Consider the following 13,959-nt stretch of genomic DNA (forward strand, 5'->3'; position numbering starts at 1 on the left):
TCGGCAAGGAGCATGCGCCCTAGTCAACGTGCCACAACGTCCTTTGCGCGTCCAAACGACGCGCGACGTCGTAGTCTGCAACAATATATAGGGGTTCGAAAAGTTCCTTTTGGCACAAAAATGCCCGGGCGAGAGGCCCGGGCATTGGTCCAGAATAACTGGAAGCCGACAAAATCGATCAGGGGGCCGTTTTGGGCCCCGCAATGCGCAATCAGGCGTTGTCTTCCTCGCCTTCGAGCTCGGCATTGGGGTCGAAGAAATTTTCCGGCCGCGCATTGTCGTTGATGTCTTCGCCATAGATGGCTTCGGCGGTGGTCAGCGTCTCGCCCTTGGCCTGGCGCTCGGCTTCGTCGGCCGTGCGCGCGATGTTGAGCGTGACGGTGACCTCGACTTCCGGATGCAGCGCAATCGCCACATTGGTAAGGCCGATGGTCTTGATCGGCTGGTTGAGCAGGATCTGGTTGCGGTTGACCGAGAAGCCTTCCGCCGTCAGCAGCTCGGCGATGTCGCGGGTCGAAACCGAACCGTAGAGCTGGCCGGTCTCGCCGGCCGAACGCACGGCGATGAAGCTCTTGCCGTCGAGCTTCTCGGCAACCTGCGTGGCTTCCGACTTGCGCTCGAGGTTGCGGGCTTCGAGCTGGGCACGCTGTCCCTCGAATTTCTTCTTGTTGGCTTCGTTGGCGCGCAGCGCCTTGCCCTGCGGCAACAGGAAATTGCGGGCAAACCCGTCCTTGACCTTGACGGTATCACCCATCTGGCCGAGGCGGGAAACGCGTTCGAGGAGAATGACTTCCATGGTTTTGTTCCTTTAGGTTAGGCGCGGACGCCGAATTCATGGGAACAGGTCAGGAAGCTTGAGCGCCTTGGCGCTGGTGTCGCTGTCCTGCCTGTCGGCAGTTAGGATTTCTTTCGAAATCCAACTCGGGATTTGATGTTCGAACCGGCCATGCCCGTCACGGTCGGTGAAAAAAAGCGGGCGGCGAACCGCCCGCTTCGAAAGACTTAGCGTACCACGTAGGGCAGCAGGCCGAGGAAGCGTGCCCGCTTGATCGCCTTGGCGAGTTCGCGCTGCTTCTTCTGGCTGACGGCGGTGATGCGCGACGGCACGATCTTGCCGCGCTCGGAAATGTAGCGCTGCAGAAGACGCACGTCCTTGTAGTCGATCTTGGGCGCGTTGGCGCCGGAGAACGGGCAGGTCTTGCGGCGACGGTGGAACGGGCGCCGGGTCGGGATCTGATTGATGTCGACCATTATTCTGCACCCCCTTCAATGCTGCGTGGCGGACGGTCGCCACGGTCGCGGTCGCCGAAGCTGCGCGGCGGACGATCGCCACGGTCGCCGCGATCGCGGTCGCCGAACGAGCGCGGGCCGCGGTCGCGGTCGCCAAAGCCGCCGCGCTCCGAGCGCTCTTCGCGCTTCTGCATCATCGCCGACGGGCCTTCCTCATGCGCATCGACCTTGATGGTGAGGAAACGCAGCACGTCCTCGGACAGGCCCATCTGGCGCTCCATTTCGTTGAGAGCGGCCGGCGGGCAGGTGATATCCATCAGCGTGTAATAGGCCTTCCGGTTCTTGTTGACCCGGTAGGTGAGAGACTTCAGTCCCCAGTTCTCGACCCGGCCGACGGACCCGCCATTCGCTGATATGACGCCCTTGTACTGTTCGACAAGCGCATCGACCTGCTGCTGCGAGAGGTCCTGCCGGGCAAGAAACACATGTTCGTAGAGAGCCATATAGTTCTTTGCCTTTCTTCGTTTCTCTCCCGGTTCCCGGCGGCAAAAGCCTCTGCAACTTCTCTGACCCGCTGGTCCCGAAGGGGCGGGGAAGAAAGGAGCATCACGAGACGGTCGAGAGCGGAGACACGGGAGGCGGAAGCGCTTCTGGCTTCACGCGAAGATTTTCGAAAAAACCTCCGGCCCTCCGTTCAGCCCCCAGCAAGGACCGGCAGATTGCGGGCGTCTATACAGCAATCCGGCTGGAAGGCAAGGGCAGGCGGAAAATCGGCCGTCGCGCGGACGATATGTCTCTCAGCTCGTATGCGGGCCGAGCTTGTCCACCGTTTCGGGGAAGAAGTCGGGCGCCGCGCGGCGTTTGCCGAACATCATGTCGTACTGCAGCAGGCGGAAATTGTTGATGGCCGGGTCGATGTTCTTTTGCCGTGCCCAGTCGGGGACGGCTTCGCCGGTCGGCGTCAGCAACAGATTGCGGTCGACGACGCGGTAGCGCTCTCGCATCTGGCCAAGGAAGCCGGTGTAGTAGGGATGGCTGATCCCGGCGGTCGTCAGGATATGGTAGGGCAGGAAGGCTGGGCTCACCGCGCCCATGTCCTCGGCCGGACCGGTGCGGTTCGACCAGATGACCAGCGGCGTCTGGTGATGCTGCAGCATCTGGTCGGCCGGCTCCTTGCGCGGCGCGACATTGTCCTTCATGAAGCCGGTCTCGACATAGACCGGGCCAAGCGGCGGCAGATGGTCGCCGAAGAAGGCGATGACCGTCGGCCGCTCGCGTTTCTTGGCCCATTCTATGAGGCGCTCAAGGCCGCGGTCCGCGTCCGAAGAGCCTTCCGTGTAGCTCAACAGCGATTCACGCGCCCACCGGCTGATCGGGGCCTGCACCTTGTGGGTCGGATTGTAGTAGCGGTATGGCTCGTAGGGCCCGTGGTTCTGCAGGCTGACGGCGAAGAAGAAGACAGGATCGGCGCTGGCGTCGGCCTCGCGGATGATCTCGTCGGTCATCGACGCGTCCGATGCCAGCGGCCCGCGCTTTTGCATCGGCGGCAAGGTCTCTTCCGACTTGAAGTCGTTGAAGCCGAAATCTGCGTAGACCGCGCCGCGGTTCCAGAACCAATTGGTGCCCGGATGGATGGCGCGTGCCCGGTAGCCTTCGCTTTTCAGGAAGGTCGCCAGCGAGGGCGTCGGCGAGCGCACATATTGCTGGTAGGGAATGCTGCCTGCCGGCAGGAAGGCGTTGGAAAAGCCGGTCAGCGCCTCGAACTCGATGTTGGCGGTCATGCCGCCGAATTCCGGCGAGAACATGTAGCCCGAGCGCAACGCTCGCACATTGGGGATCGGGTCGGGCGTGATGGTGACGCCCGGCAGCTTGGTCGGATCCCAGAAGGATTCGCTCATGACGACGATGATGTCCGGCTTCTCGGCCGGCATCGTGGCCGTCACACCGGGCCTGTCGATCGCCGCGATCGCCTTGTCGGAATAACCTGCCGGCGCCGAGACATGCGCCATCGGCACATTGAGCGCGAAGGCGAGCGCAAAGCCGTTGGAGGCATAGTTTTCCTTCTGGTCCCACATGATCGGGATGATCTGCAGCCGGTCGCGGGTCCACGAGAAGGTGGCATAATCCATGATCGAGACGAAGAAGGCGAGCAGCGGCACCGTCAGCGCCAACCGGGCGAGGCGGCCCTTGTGGCTGAGTGCCGGCACCCGCCGGCGCCATAGCCGCCAGCCATAGACGAGCAGCGACAGGCCGCCGATGATGCCGACCGCCATGGCGATGGCGGTTCCCGGGCGATCACGCACCAGAAGCGGCATCAGCGCCACGATCTGGCGGGAATAGAGGAAATCGGTCGGATAGAGGGGATCGCCGAGATAGTGAGATTTCTGATGGCCGACAAAGGCCAGCGCCAGCGCCAGCGGCGCGACGATCATCAGGCTCTGGTGGCTGCGGCCAAGCACGGCGTCGAGCCCGACCAGAACCAGCGCGAAGATGATGATGGTGGTCCAGCCCGGCTTGAAGGGCTGCAGGAAGAAGGAGACGGTGCCGGCGAAATCGCCGCGCACGATCAATTCGATCGCAAACACCAGGATGGTGGCGGCGAGCAGGCTGGCGAGGCCATAGCGGATAACCGGCCATTTCCGCCCCGGCAGATAGCCGGTGGACGGATCGCCTTCCAGAAACTGTGGCGCAGCCTTGCCCGCGCTCTTCCTAATCCTTGCCACCTTGATCTTTCCCCGGCCCGTAACATTAGCTTCACTGAAATGTCATCGTACTGTCACGAAAAGCTAGCGCCTGTGGCGAAAATAAGAAGAGCCAGCAAACGATTCGTGAGCGATTTTCATCATGAGTGATCGCCAAAAAGCCTTTTGGAACAGGCGCTCGGCCGCCATCGCTGTTCCGAAACGGCTGCGGATCGGCTCATCACGGGCTTGACTTGGCCGGTTCCCTTGGTCACAGGCAGGGAAAACCAGCCTCTGGGAGCCGCATATGGCCGTCGCATTCACCTTTCCGGGACAGGGCAGCCAAGCTGTCGGCATGGGCAAGGATCTCGCCGAAGCATTTCCGGAATCGCGGAAAATCTTCGAAGAGGTCGACGATGCGCTCGGTGAGAAGCTGTCGAAGCTGATCTGGGAGGGGCCGGAAGAAACGCTGACGCTTACCGCCAATGCCCAACCGGCGCTGATGGCGGTCTCGCTTGCCGCGATCCGGGCGCTGGAATCGCACGGCTTCTCGTTGAAGGACAAGGTCGCCTATGTCGCCGGACATTCGCTCGGCGAATATTCGGCACTTGCCGCCGCCGGTTTCGTTTCGGTCGCGGATGCCGCCCGGCTGCTGCGCATCCGCGGCAACGCCATGCAGGCAGCGGTGCCGGCCGGCGAGGGCGCCATGGCGGCGATCATCGGGCTGGAACAGGCCGATGTCGAAGCCGCCTGCGCTGAGGCGTCCAGGGGGTCAGTCTGCCAGATCGCCAACGACAATGGCGGTGGCCAGCTCGTTATCTCCGGCGCCAGGTCCGCCGTCGAACTGGCGGCAAGACTATGCACCGAAAAGGGCGCCAAACGGGCACTGATGCTGCAGGTCTCGGCGCCTTTCCATTCGGCGCTGATGAAGCCGGCGGCCGAGATCATGCGCGAGGCGCTGGCCGGCGTCGCCAAGCACGCGCCGGTCGTGCCTGTGATCTCCAACGTCTCTGTCACTCCGACCAGCGATCCGGACGAGATCGCGCGGCGCCTGGTCGAGCAAGTGACCGGACGCGTGCGCTGGCGCGAGACGGTGGAATGGTTCGGCGCCAACGGCGTTACAACGCTCTACGAAATCGGCGCCGGCAAGGTGCTGTCGGGACTGGCGCGGCGCATCAACCGCGATATCGCCACCGGTGCCGTCGGCACGGCGGCCGATGTCGAGGTGGCAGTGGTGGCGCTGGCATAATCCACTGGCGATGTGGACGCACCCATGTGAAGGGTGTTCTCTGAAGATCGGGAGACAAAAATGTTCGAACTGACTGGCCGGAAGGCGCTTGTGACAGGCGCATCGGGAGGCATCGGCGAGGCGATCGCCAGGGTGTTGCATGCGCAAGGCGCCATCGTCGGCCTGCATGGCACCCGTATCGAGAAACTCGAGGCGCTGGCCGCCGAACTCGGCGAGCGGGTCAGGCTGTTTCCAGCCAATCTTTCGAACCGCGACGAGGTCAAGGCGCTCGGCCAGAAGGCAGAGGCCGATCTCGAAGGCGTCGACATTCTCGTCAACAATGCCGGGATCACCAAGGACGGGCTGTTCGTGCGCATGGCGGACGCCGACTGGGACAGCGTGCTCGAGGTCAATCTGACCGCCGTGTTTCGGCTGACCCGGGAGCTCACCCATCCGATGATGCGCCGCCGGCACGGCCGCATCATCAACATCACCTCGGTGGTCGGCGTCACCGGCAATCCAGGCCAGACCAATTACTGCGCTTCCAAGGCCGGCATGATCGGGTTTTCCAAGTCGCTGGCGCAGGAGATCGCCACCCGCAACATCACTGTCAACTGCGTCGCCCCGGGCTTCATCGAATCGGCAATGACCGACAAGCTCAACGACAAGCAGAAGGAGGCGATCATGGCTGCGATCCCGACAAGGCGCATGGGCACCAGTGCCGAAGTGGCCTCCGCCGTCGCCTACCTCGCTTCCAACGAGGCTGCCTATGTCACCGGCCAGACCATTCATGTTAACGGCGGCATGGCGATGATTTGACAGTTGCGGAAAACACCCATTTCGCCTTGGACCCAGACCGATTTTCGTGTAATGCGGCCCGCAACCCGGCGGTTCGGGCAAAAACCGGTCCGGCGCCGTAGCGTTTCTGGCAGGACCATCTTTCAGCTTGATTAGCGGCATTCTGCCCGCTAACGAAGACAGACAACCAAAAGACGAGGATGCCCCAAATGAGTGACACCGCAGAGCGCGTCAAGAAGATCGTCATCGAGCACCTTGGCGTCGATGCCGACAAGGTGACGGAGCAGGCGAGCTTCATCGATGATCTGGGCGCGGACAGTCTCGACACGGTCGAACTCGTCATGGCGTTCGAAGAAGAGTTCGGCGTCGAAATTCCCGACGATGCGGCCGAGACCATCCTGACCGTCGGCGATGCCGTGAAGTACATCGACAAGGCCTCGGCCTGAAGCTTTCCGCAGGCATCACCTGGGAGGACCTGCGATGAGGCGTGTCGTCGTCACGGGCCTTGGGCTGCTTTCGCCGTTCGGCATGGGCTTCGAGCATAGCTGGAAGGAACTCCTGACCGGCCGCAGTGCCGCCAAGCGCATCACCGAGTTCGAAGTGGAGGATCTTGCCTGCAAGATCGCCCACGTCATTCCGCGTGGCAACGGCGAGAACGCCACCTTCAATCCGGAGGCCGTTCTCGAGCCGAAGGAACTGCGCAAGATCGGCGACTTCATCCTATACGGGATCGCGGCCGCCGATGAAGCGCTGAAGGACTCCGGCTGGGCGCCGAAGACGCATGAGGAGCAGTGCGCCACCGGCGTGCTGATCGGTTCCGGCATTGGCGGCATCGAAGGCATCGCCGAGAACGCGATGATCCTGAAGGAGCGCGGTCCGCGCCGCATCAGCCCGTTCTTCATCCCCGGCCAGATCATCAATCTCGTCTCCGGCCAGGTCTCGATCCGGCATGGGCTGAAAGGCCCCAACCACGCCGTGGTCACTGCTTGCTCCACTGGCGCCCACGCCATCGGCGATGCCGCCCGGCTGATCATGTGGGGCGATGCCGACGTCATGGTCGCGGGCGGCGCCGAGGCGCCGGTGACGCGGCTGTCGATCGCCGGCTTCGCCGCTTGCCGGGCGCTGTCCACCGAGCGCAACGACGCTCCGCAAACGGCCTCGCGCCCTTATGATCGCGACCGTGACGGCTTCGTCATGGGCGAGGGCGCCGGCGTCGTCGTGCTGGAAGCCCTCGAACATGCCGAGGCGCGCGGCGCCAGGATCTATGCCGAGGTCACCGGTTACGGCCTGACCGGCGATGCCTATCACATCACAGCACCCGCCGACGACGGCGACGGCGCCTTCCGTTGCATGACGGCGGCACTGAACCGGGCCAAGCTGACGCCCGCCGATGTCGACTACATCAACGCGCACGGCACTTCGACCATGGCCGACACGATCGAACTCGGCGCCGTCGAGCGTCTGGTCGGCAATGCCGCGTCGAAAATATCGATGTCGTCGACCAAGTCGTCGATCGGCCATCTTCTGGGAGCGGCCGGTGCGGCCGAGGCGATCTTTTCGATCCTCGCCATCCGCGACAACATCGCGCCGGCCACCATCAACCTCGACAATCCCGAGCGTGAAACGTCGATAGACCTGGTGCCGAACCAACCGCGTGCGCGCCAGATCGACGTGGCGCTGTCCAATTCCTTCGGCTTCGGCGGCACCAACGCCTCGCTCGTCTTCCAGCGTTACAATGGCTGACCGGTCCGCCGACCGGCACGGCCCATGCGTGTCGTCAATTTTGCCATATTCGCCCCTACTCTGCCGCAGGGGATTCGTTGCAAGATCAAACGGTAGGGCGCTATGAACACAAGTCCGGCGGACAACGGAGAATTCGGACAACGGCAATCGCCGCCGCCAGCCCCGATCGTGCCGAAGACGGCCAGCGAAGCCTTGCGGCCTGAAGCCGGTACGCCGCCGCCCAAGCGCTCGCGCGCCTCGCGCGGCCAGTTCGTCGTGTTCATGAACTTCGTCATCACCTCGATAATGCTGGTGGTTCTGGCAGCCGGTGTTGCCCTGTATTTCGGCAAGCAGGAGTTCAACGAGCCCGGCCCGTCGGCCACTGGCGACACATTCCCGGTCAAGCCGAATTCCGGCGTCCAGGATATCGCCGACCAGCTCGAGCGGCGCGGGTTGATCAGCGATGCCCGCATCTTCCGCCTTGGCGTGCGCGCCTATGGCAACGATTCGGCGCTGAAGGCCGGCGAATACGAGATCAAGCCGCGCGCTTCCATGCACGACATCATGGAGTTGCTGAAGAGCGGCAAGTCGGTGATGTATTCGCTGACCATCCCGGAGGGACTGACGGTCGAGCAGGCGCTGCAGCGCATAGCCGACCAGGGCGGGCTTGCCGGCGATATGCCGGCAAGCGTTCCGCCCGAGGGCAGCCTCGCCACCGACACGTTGCGCTTCACGCGTGGCGCGACACGCCAGCAGATGGTCGACAAATTGCTGGCTGACCAGAAGAAGCTGGTCGACGATGTCTGGCAGCGGCGTGCCCCGGACCTGCCTCTGGCCAATGTCGAAGACTTCGTCATCCTGGCCTCGATCGTCGAGAAGGAGACGGGCAAGGGCGATGAACGCTCGCGGGTCGCCGCCGTTTTCCTCAACCGGCTGGCCAAGGGCATGCGGCTGCAGTCGGATCCGACCATCATCTATGGCCTGTTTGGCGGTAAGGGCAAACCCGCCGATCGCCCGATCTACCAGTCGGACATCAAGAAGCCGACGCCCTACAATACCTATCTTATCAATGGCCTGCCGCCGACGCCGATCGCCAATCCCGGCCGCGCCTCGCTGGAGGCCGTGGCCAATCCGTCGAAGACCAACGACCTTTATTTCGTTGCCGACGGCACCGGCGGTCACGTTTTTGCCGCGACGCTTGCCGAGCATAATGAAAATGTCGCTCGTTACAGGGCACTCCAGAAGAAGCAGGCCGAGGACGCCGCCAAGGGCGATGACGCCAAGGTGGACGGTCAAACCGATGCTCCGGTGGAAGGCGGCGACGCCGATGGCGATGCGGGCGCTGCCCAGTAGCGTCAGATATTTGAATCGTCCCTTGCGGATGCCGCAAGGGAGACACTGATATTTTCGACAGGAGCGTCCTAAAGTCGGTTTAGACGTGCGGGAAACGCTTTTGCATTGTAAAGCCGCGTATGGTCCGGTCCGAAGACCGTGTCCGGGATCATGCGCCAGGGGGGACACGCGGCATCATGAATTTGCAAAGCATGACCGGTTTTGCGCGTGCCGTCGCCGAGCATGACGGCACGTCGATCGCCTGGGAGGTCAAATCCGTCAACGGCAAGAGCGTCGAGGTCAGGCTGCGGCTGCCGCAGGGCTTCGAGCGGCTGGAGCCGGCCGTCAGGCAGACGGTACAGAAGCGCTTTGCGCGCGGCAATTTCCAGGCGACTCTGACCATCGGCCGCGCCGCCGGCCAGCAGGTGCAGCCGATTGTTAACGAAGCCTTCCTGAAAGACCTGGCGGGGCTGGCCAAGCGGCTGCAGGAGCAGTTCGGCGTGGCGCCCGCGACAGCCGACGGTCTGCTTTCGCTGCGCGGCGTGCTCGATATTCCCGAAACCACGGAGACCGAAGAAGCACGAGCCGCGCTTGACGCCGCGATAGTGTCAGCGCTGGAGGTTGCGCTGAGCGGGCTGGAGCAGGCGCGCCAGGGCGAGGGCGCCGCACTCCGTTCATTGTTGGCCGGCCATATCGACGCGATCGAGGCGCTGACGCTCAGAGCCGAGGCCGACCCCTCGCGCGAGCCGGCGGCGATCCGCGAAAGGATTGCCGAGCAGGTGCGATTGCTGCTGGACGCCTCCGCCAATCTCGACGCCAGCCGCTTGCACATGGAAGCGGCGTTCCTGGCCACCAAGGCCGACATCCGCGAGGAGATCGACCGGTTGAAGACGCATGTGGCGTCGGGCCGGGTGCTTCTGGCCGGCGGCGGCGCCATTGGCCGCAAGCTCGATTTTCTGGCGCAGGAATTCAATCGCGAATCGAATACGCTATGTTCGAAGTCGAATGCCGCCGCGGTGACCGCCATCGGGCTGGAACTGAAGGCGGTCGTCGACCAGTTTCGCGAACAGGTTCAGAATCTGGAGTAACCCGTGGTTGCCAAGGAGCCCTTGATTGCCATGACCGCAAAGGATTTGGGTTCGCGCATCCGCCGCCGCGGGCTGATGCTGGTGCTGTCGTCGCCATCCGGCGCCGGCAAGTCGACGATCGCGCGCAATCTGCTGGAAAGCGATGGCAGCCTCGAACTGTCGGTCTCCGTCACCACGCGACCGCGTCGAGGCAGCGAGATCGAGGGTGTCCATTACCACTTCCGCACCATGCGCGAATTCGAGCGGCTGCGCGATTCCGACGCGCTTCTCGAATGGGCCGAAGTGCATGGCAATTGCTACGCTACGCCGCGCGAGCCGGCGGAACTGGCGCTGGCGCAAGGCCGCGACATGCTGTTCGACATCGACTGGCAGGGCGCCCAGCAGCTCAAGGAGAAGATGCGCGCCGACATCGTCTCGATCTTCATCCTGCCGCCATCGATGAAGGAGTTGAAGGCGCGGTTGAAGCGCCGCGCCGAGGACCAGGAGCAGGTGATCGAGACGCGGCTGAAGAACGCCCGCAACGAGATCGAGCACTGGAAGGAATATGATTTCGTCATCGTCAACGACGATCTCGACCGTGCCTTCGCCGAGGTTCGCGGCATTGTCACCGCCGAGCGGCTGAGGCGCGACCGCCGGCCCGGCCTGTTCGATTTTGTCTCAGGGCTGTTGGACGAGAAGACAGACTGAGGCGGTGGCGCCTCTCCTTCTCCCCTTGTGGGAGAAGGTGGATTGGCGCGTAGCGCCAAGACGGATGAGGGGTGCTGGCCGGAGCGCTGTTGATGCCAAGCTGGAACACCCCTCATCCGACCGAGCTTCGCTCGGCCACCTTCTCCCACAAGGGGAGAAGGGAAGATCGGCGCTCAAACCGCATTCGTCAGCCGCACGAATTCTTCGACGCTCAAGGTTTCGGCTCGCCGTGTCGGATCGATGCCGGCGCGGGTGAGCAACGCTTCGCCACCGAGGCTTTTCACGCTCTGCCGCAGCATCTTTCTGCGCTGGCCGAAGGCTGCTTCGGTGACGCGGCCGAGTTTTTTCACTTCAGCCGGAAGGGGGCTGGCGCGCGGCACCAGATGCACCACCGAGGATGTCACTTTGGGCGGCGGCGTGAACGCCTGTGCCGGCACGTCGAAGGCGATTTTTGCCTCTGTCCGCCAGCCGGCCAGCACGCCGAGCCGGCCATAGGCATCGCTGCCGGGGCAGGCGACGATGCGCTCGGCTACCTCGCGCTGGAACATCAGCGTCATCGACGTATAGAAGGGCGGCCACTCGGTGACCGTCAGCCAGCGGATCAAGAGTTCGGTGCCGATATTATAGGGCAGGTTGGCGACGATCTTCACGGGACCGCCGCTTGCCGCGCCGGCAAGGGAGGCGAAATCCATCTTCAGCGCATCACCGGCAATGACCTCAAGCCGACCGGGATAATGGTTGGAGACTTCGGCCAGCGCTTCCAGGCACCGCTCGTCGCGCTCGATGGCGATCACCCGTCGTGCGCCACTGAAGAGCAGCGCCCTGGTCAGCCCGCCGGGGCCAGGGCCGACCTCGATCACGGTTGCATCGGCAAGATCGCCTGCGGCGCGCGCGATCTTGCCGGTCAGGTTGAGGTCGAGCAGGAAATTCTGGCCGAGCGACTTCTTCGCCTGCAGCCCGTGGCTCTCGATCACCGCGCGCAGCGGCGGCAGCCCGTCCATGCTCATGCGAAGACGCTCATGCGGCCGCGGCCTTCGTTTCGCTATCGGCCAGCCGGCGGGCGAGTTTCAGCGCCGCAATCAGGCTATCGGCCCGAGCCAGGCCCTTGCCGGCGATGTCGAAGGCGGTGCCGTGGTCCGGCGACGTGCGTATGAAGGGCAGGCCGAGCGTCACGTTGACCGCTTCGTCGAAAGCCAGCGCCTTGGCGGGGATCAGCGCCTGGTCGTGATACATGCAGATTGCCACGTCGTAGCCGGCCCTTGCACGGGCATGGAACATCGTATCGGCCGGCAGGGGCCCGAATGCGTCGATGCCTTCCGCCCTCAGCCTCTCGATTGCCGGGCGGATGATCTGCTCGTCCTCAGCACCCATCGCGCCGCCTTCGCCGGCATGCGGATTGAGGCCGGCAATGGCAAGCCGCGGCCTGGCGACGCCGAAGCGATGTTCGAGGTCGGTGGCGGTGATGCGGGCGGTCGCGACGATCAGGTCGCTCGTCAGCGCCTTCGGCACCTCGGCCAGTGCGATGTGGATGGTGACCGGGACGGTGCGCAACTCGGGGCCGGCAAGCAGCATCACCGGCATCGCGTCCGCGCCGGCATGGAGCGATGCCAGATGCGCCAGATATTCGGTATGGCCGGGAAAGCGGAACCCGGCATCATAGAGCGGCTTCTTGGCGATCGGGCACGTCACGACCGCGGCGGCGCGGCCGCCAAGGCAGTCGGCAACGGCGCGGTCGATAGCCTCGATGATGCCGGCGGCGTTCTCCGGATCCGACTGGCCGGGACTATCGATGGAGCGGGCGGCAAGCGGCGCGATCGGCAGAGCCCGCGAAAAGGTCAGTTGCGCCTGCGCCGGCGTGGTTTCCGCCATCGCCACGCTGGCGCCGAGCCGACGCGCCCTTGCGTCAATTAGTGCCGGATCGGCGAGGAGATAAAAAGGCGGCACACCGGCGCTATCACGCGCCTGCCAGGCGGCGATGGCGATCTCCGGCCCCACGCCGGACGGATCGCCGACACTCAACGCCAGCGGAAGCTTTGCGTCCGGCACGGCTATGTCGACTTCAGCGCTCGACGATGCGGGCTTTCTTCCGCAACTCCTCGACGTACTTCTTGGAGAGTTCGTCGGAGTTCTTGTCGTTCGAGCCTTCGCTCTGGAACACCATCTGGGCGGCCTTGTCGTCCGACACTTCGCGCGACGAGCAGATGCCGATGAACTCGACGCCGCGGTCCGTCTCGCGCGTTGCGGTAGCGCCGCCAACCTTGGTGGCCTTGATCTGCTCGGCCCAATCCGGCGGCAATTGCGGCGCCAGCACCCGGCCGAGGTCGCGGACGGTGACGTCGATCAGGCCCTTGGCGAATTCGCGCGTGGTGTTGCAGCCATTGAAACGCGCGCGCATGGCGTCGGCCTCGCGCTTGCGCTTGGCCAGCGTCGCGCTGCGCTCGGCCGCCGGCACCACGAAAATGACTTGCTGCAGCATGTATTCCATGGCTGAGGGCTTGGCCCCGCCCTTGTCGAGCATGCGCCTGACTGCGTCCTGCTCGCTCACGGAGCCGCCTTCGCCGGAGCGGTAGCGCGCGCTCAGCGCCTGGTTCCAGGCCATCTGGGCGCGGATGAATTCCTTGAAGTGCTCCTTGCTGACGCCGGACTGCGCCATGACGCCATCGAGTTGCTTGAGCTGCATCTTGTTGGTCGTGGCAAAGCGCTGGTAGGCGGCATTGACCTGGGCGTCGCTGATGCGGATGCCGAGACGCCTGGCTTCGGCGACGCGCAGCGTCTGATCGATCATTTCGTCGGCGGCGCTGCCCTTCTTGCGCTGCAGTTTCAGGAACGCGGCCCGGTGCGCGATGTCGCCGGTGGTGATCGGTACGTTGTTGACGACATATTTGATCTCGCTGGCGAAAGCCGGCGACGCCGTTGCGGTGATCGAGACAGAGGCCGCCGCCACCAGCAGCGCCAACCCTGCCGAAAAGAGGTAATTCCTCATCGAAAGCATCCCAATTCTATCCCAGCTTGGCTCATTCTATTCTAATCAAGGGAGACGAAAGCCGTGCCTACTCTATGCGGCGAAACGATGTCGTCGGCGCATCACCCCGAAATCGGAATCGATTTCGGCAACGATCATACGCCAAATTAAAGTTCTATAGCGTCCTTTGCGTGTCCGAAAGGCTGCGCGGGCGCTGTCCATCGAGTCGCT

The 13,959-nt window shown here is 63.8% G+C and carries 14 protein-coding genes; 7 read left to right on the forward strand and 7 right to left on the reverse strand.

The window, feature by feature from the left end; all coding sequences use genetic code 11:
- Positions 1–211: 211 nt before the first annotated feature.
- The 4 genes from rplI to C9427_RS26795 all read right to left on the reverse strand — a co-directional run bounded on the left by rplI (position 212) and on the right by C9427_RS26795 (position 3,953).
- The gene (gene rplI / locus C9427_RS26780) at positions 212–796 is read right to left on the reverse strand and encodes a 50S ribosomal protein L9 (RefSeq protein ID WP_107652074.1); all 585 of its coding nucleotides are present in this window, start codon (positions 794–796) and stop codon (positions 212–214) included.
- Positions 797–1,002: 206 nt separating this feature from the next.
- Positions 1,003–1,251, reverse strand: a complete 249-nt coding sequence (gene rpsR, locus C9427_RS26785; protein WP_006203718.1) for a 30S ribosomal protein S18 — start codon at positions 1,249–1,251, stop codon at positions 1,003–1,005.
- Positions 1,251–1,733 (reverse strand): 30S ribosomal protein S6, encoded by a 483-nt coding sequence (gene rpsF / locus C9427_RS26790; RefSeq protein WP_097573413.1) that lies wholly within the window; start codon positions 1,731–1,733, stop codon positions 1,251–1,253. The genes rpsR and rpsF overlap by 1 nt, the downstream gene beginning before the upstream one ends.
- A gap of 294 nt (positions 1,734–2,027) precedes the next feature.
- Positions 2,028–3,953, reverse strand: a complete 1,926-nt coding sequence (locus C9427_RS26795) for an LTA synthase family protein (protein ID WP_107652075.1) — start codon at positions 3,951–3,953, stop codon at positions 2,028–2,030.
- A gap of 265 nt (positions 3,954–4,218) precedes the next feature.
- Here C9427_RS26795 and fabD point away from each other — a divergent pair, with 265 nt between their 5' ends.
- The 7 genes from fabD (at position 4,219) to gmk (ending at position 10,766) form a co-directional block, all read left to right on the forward strand.
- On the forward strand, positions 4,219–5,160 hold the full coding sequence (gene fabD, locus C9427_RS26800; protein ID WP_107652076.1) for an ACP S-malonyltransferase: 942 nt from the start codon (positions 4,219–4,221) through the stop codon (positions 5,158–5,160).
- Positions 5,161–5,220: 60 nt separating this feature from the next.
- On the forward strand, positions 5,221–5,958 hold the full coding sequence (gene fabG, locus C9427_RS26805; RefSeq protein WP_107652077.1) for a 3-oxoacyl-[acyl-carrier-protein] reductase: 738 nt from the start codon (positions 5,221–5,223) through the stop codon (positions 5,956–5,958).
- A 188-nt stretch (positions 5,959–6,146) separates the two neighbouring features.
- Complete coding sequence (locus C9427_RS26810) at positions 6,147–6,383, forward strand: acyl carrier protein (protein WP_006203723.1); 237 nt, start codon at positions 6,147–6,149, stop codon at positions 6,381–6,383.
- 34 nt (positions 6,384–6,417) lie between these two features.
- Positions 6,418–7,680 (forward strand): beta-ketoacyl-ACP synthase II, encoded by a 1,263-nt coding sequence (fabF, locus tag C9427_RS26815; RefSeq protein WP_107652078.1) that lies wholly within the window; start codon positions 6,418–6,420, stop codon positions 7,678–7,680.
- Positions 7,681–7,782: 102 nt separating this feature from the next.
- The gene (gene mltG, locus C9427_RS26820) at positions 7,783–9,012 is read left to right on the forward strand and encodes an endolytic transglycosylase MltG (protein WP_107652079.1); all 1,230 of its coding nucleotides are present in this window, start codon (positions 7,783–7,785) and stop codon (positions 9,010–9,012) included.
- Positions 9,013–9,188: 176 nt separating this feature from the next.
- Positions 9,189–10,079 carry a YicC/YloC family endoribonuclease gene (locus C9427_RS26825; protein WP_107652167.1) on the forward strand — a complete coding sequence of 297 codons (891 nt, stop codon included), beginning with the start codon at positions 9,189–9,191 and terminating at the stop codon, positions 10,077–10,079.
- A gap of 30 nt (positions 10,080–10,109) precedes the next feature.
- Positions 10,110–10,766, forward strand: coding sequence for a guanylate kinase (gene gmk, locus C9427_RS26830; protein WP_107652080.1), 657 nt, complete (start codon positions 10,110–10,112; stop codon positions 10,764–10,766).
- A 173-nt stretch (positions 10,767–10,939) separates the two neighbouring features.
- Here the strand turns inward: gmk and rsmA are convergent, their stop codons facing one another.
- Genes rsmA through C9427_RS26845 form a run of 3 tightly spaced genes read right to left on the reverse strand, consistent with a single transcriptional unit; the run spans position 10,940 to position 13,758 of the window.
- The gene (gene rsmA, locus C9427_RS26835; RefSeq protein WP_107652081.1) at positions 10,940–11,773 is read right to left on the reverse strand and encodes a 16S rRNA (adenine(1518)-N(6)/adenine(1519)-N(6))-dimethyltransferase RsmA; all 834 of its coding nucleotides are present in this window, start codon (positions 11,771–11,773) and stop codon (positions 10,940–10,942) included.
- Between the two features lie 10 nt (positions 11,774–11,783).
- Entirely contained in the window at positions 11,784–12,812 is a 1,029-nt protein-coding gene (pdxA, locus tag C9427_RS26840) for a 4-hydroxythreonine-4-phosphate dehydrogenase PdxA (RefSeq protein WP_107652082.1), read from the reverse strand.
- 13 nt (positions 12,813–12,825) lie between these two features.
- The gene (locus C9427_RS26845) at positions 12,826–13,758 is read right to left on the reverse strand and encodes a peptidylprolyl isomerase (RefSeq protein WP_167434496.1); all 933 of its coding nucleotides are present in this window, start codon (positions 13,756–13,758) and stop codon (positions 12,826–12,828) included.
- Positions 13,759–13,959 lie beyond the last annotated feature (201 nt).

Origin of the sequence: Mesorhizobium helmanticense, from assembly GCF_003034915.1 — a bacterium.
In the GTDB taxonomy this organism is placed as follows: Bacteria; Pseudomonadota; Alphaproteobacteria; order Rhizobiales; family Rhizobiaceae; genus Mesorhizobium; species Mesorhizobium helmanticense.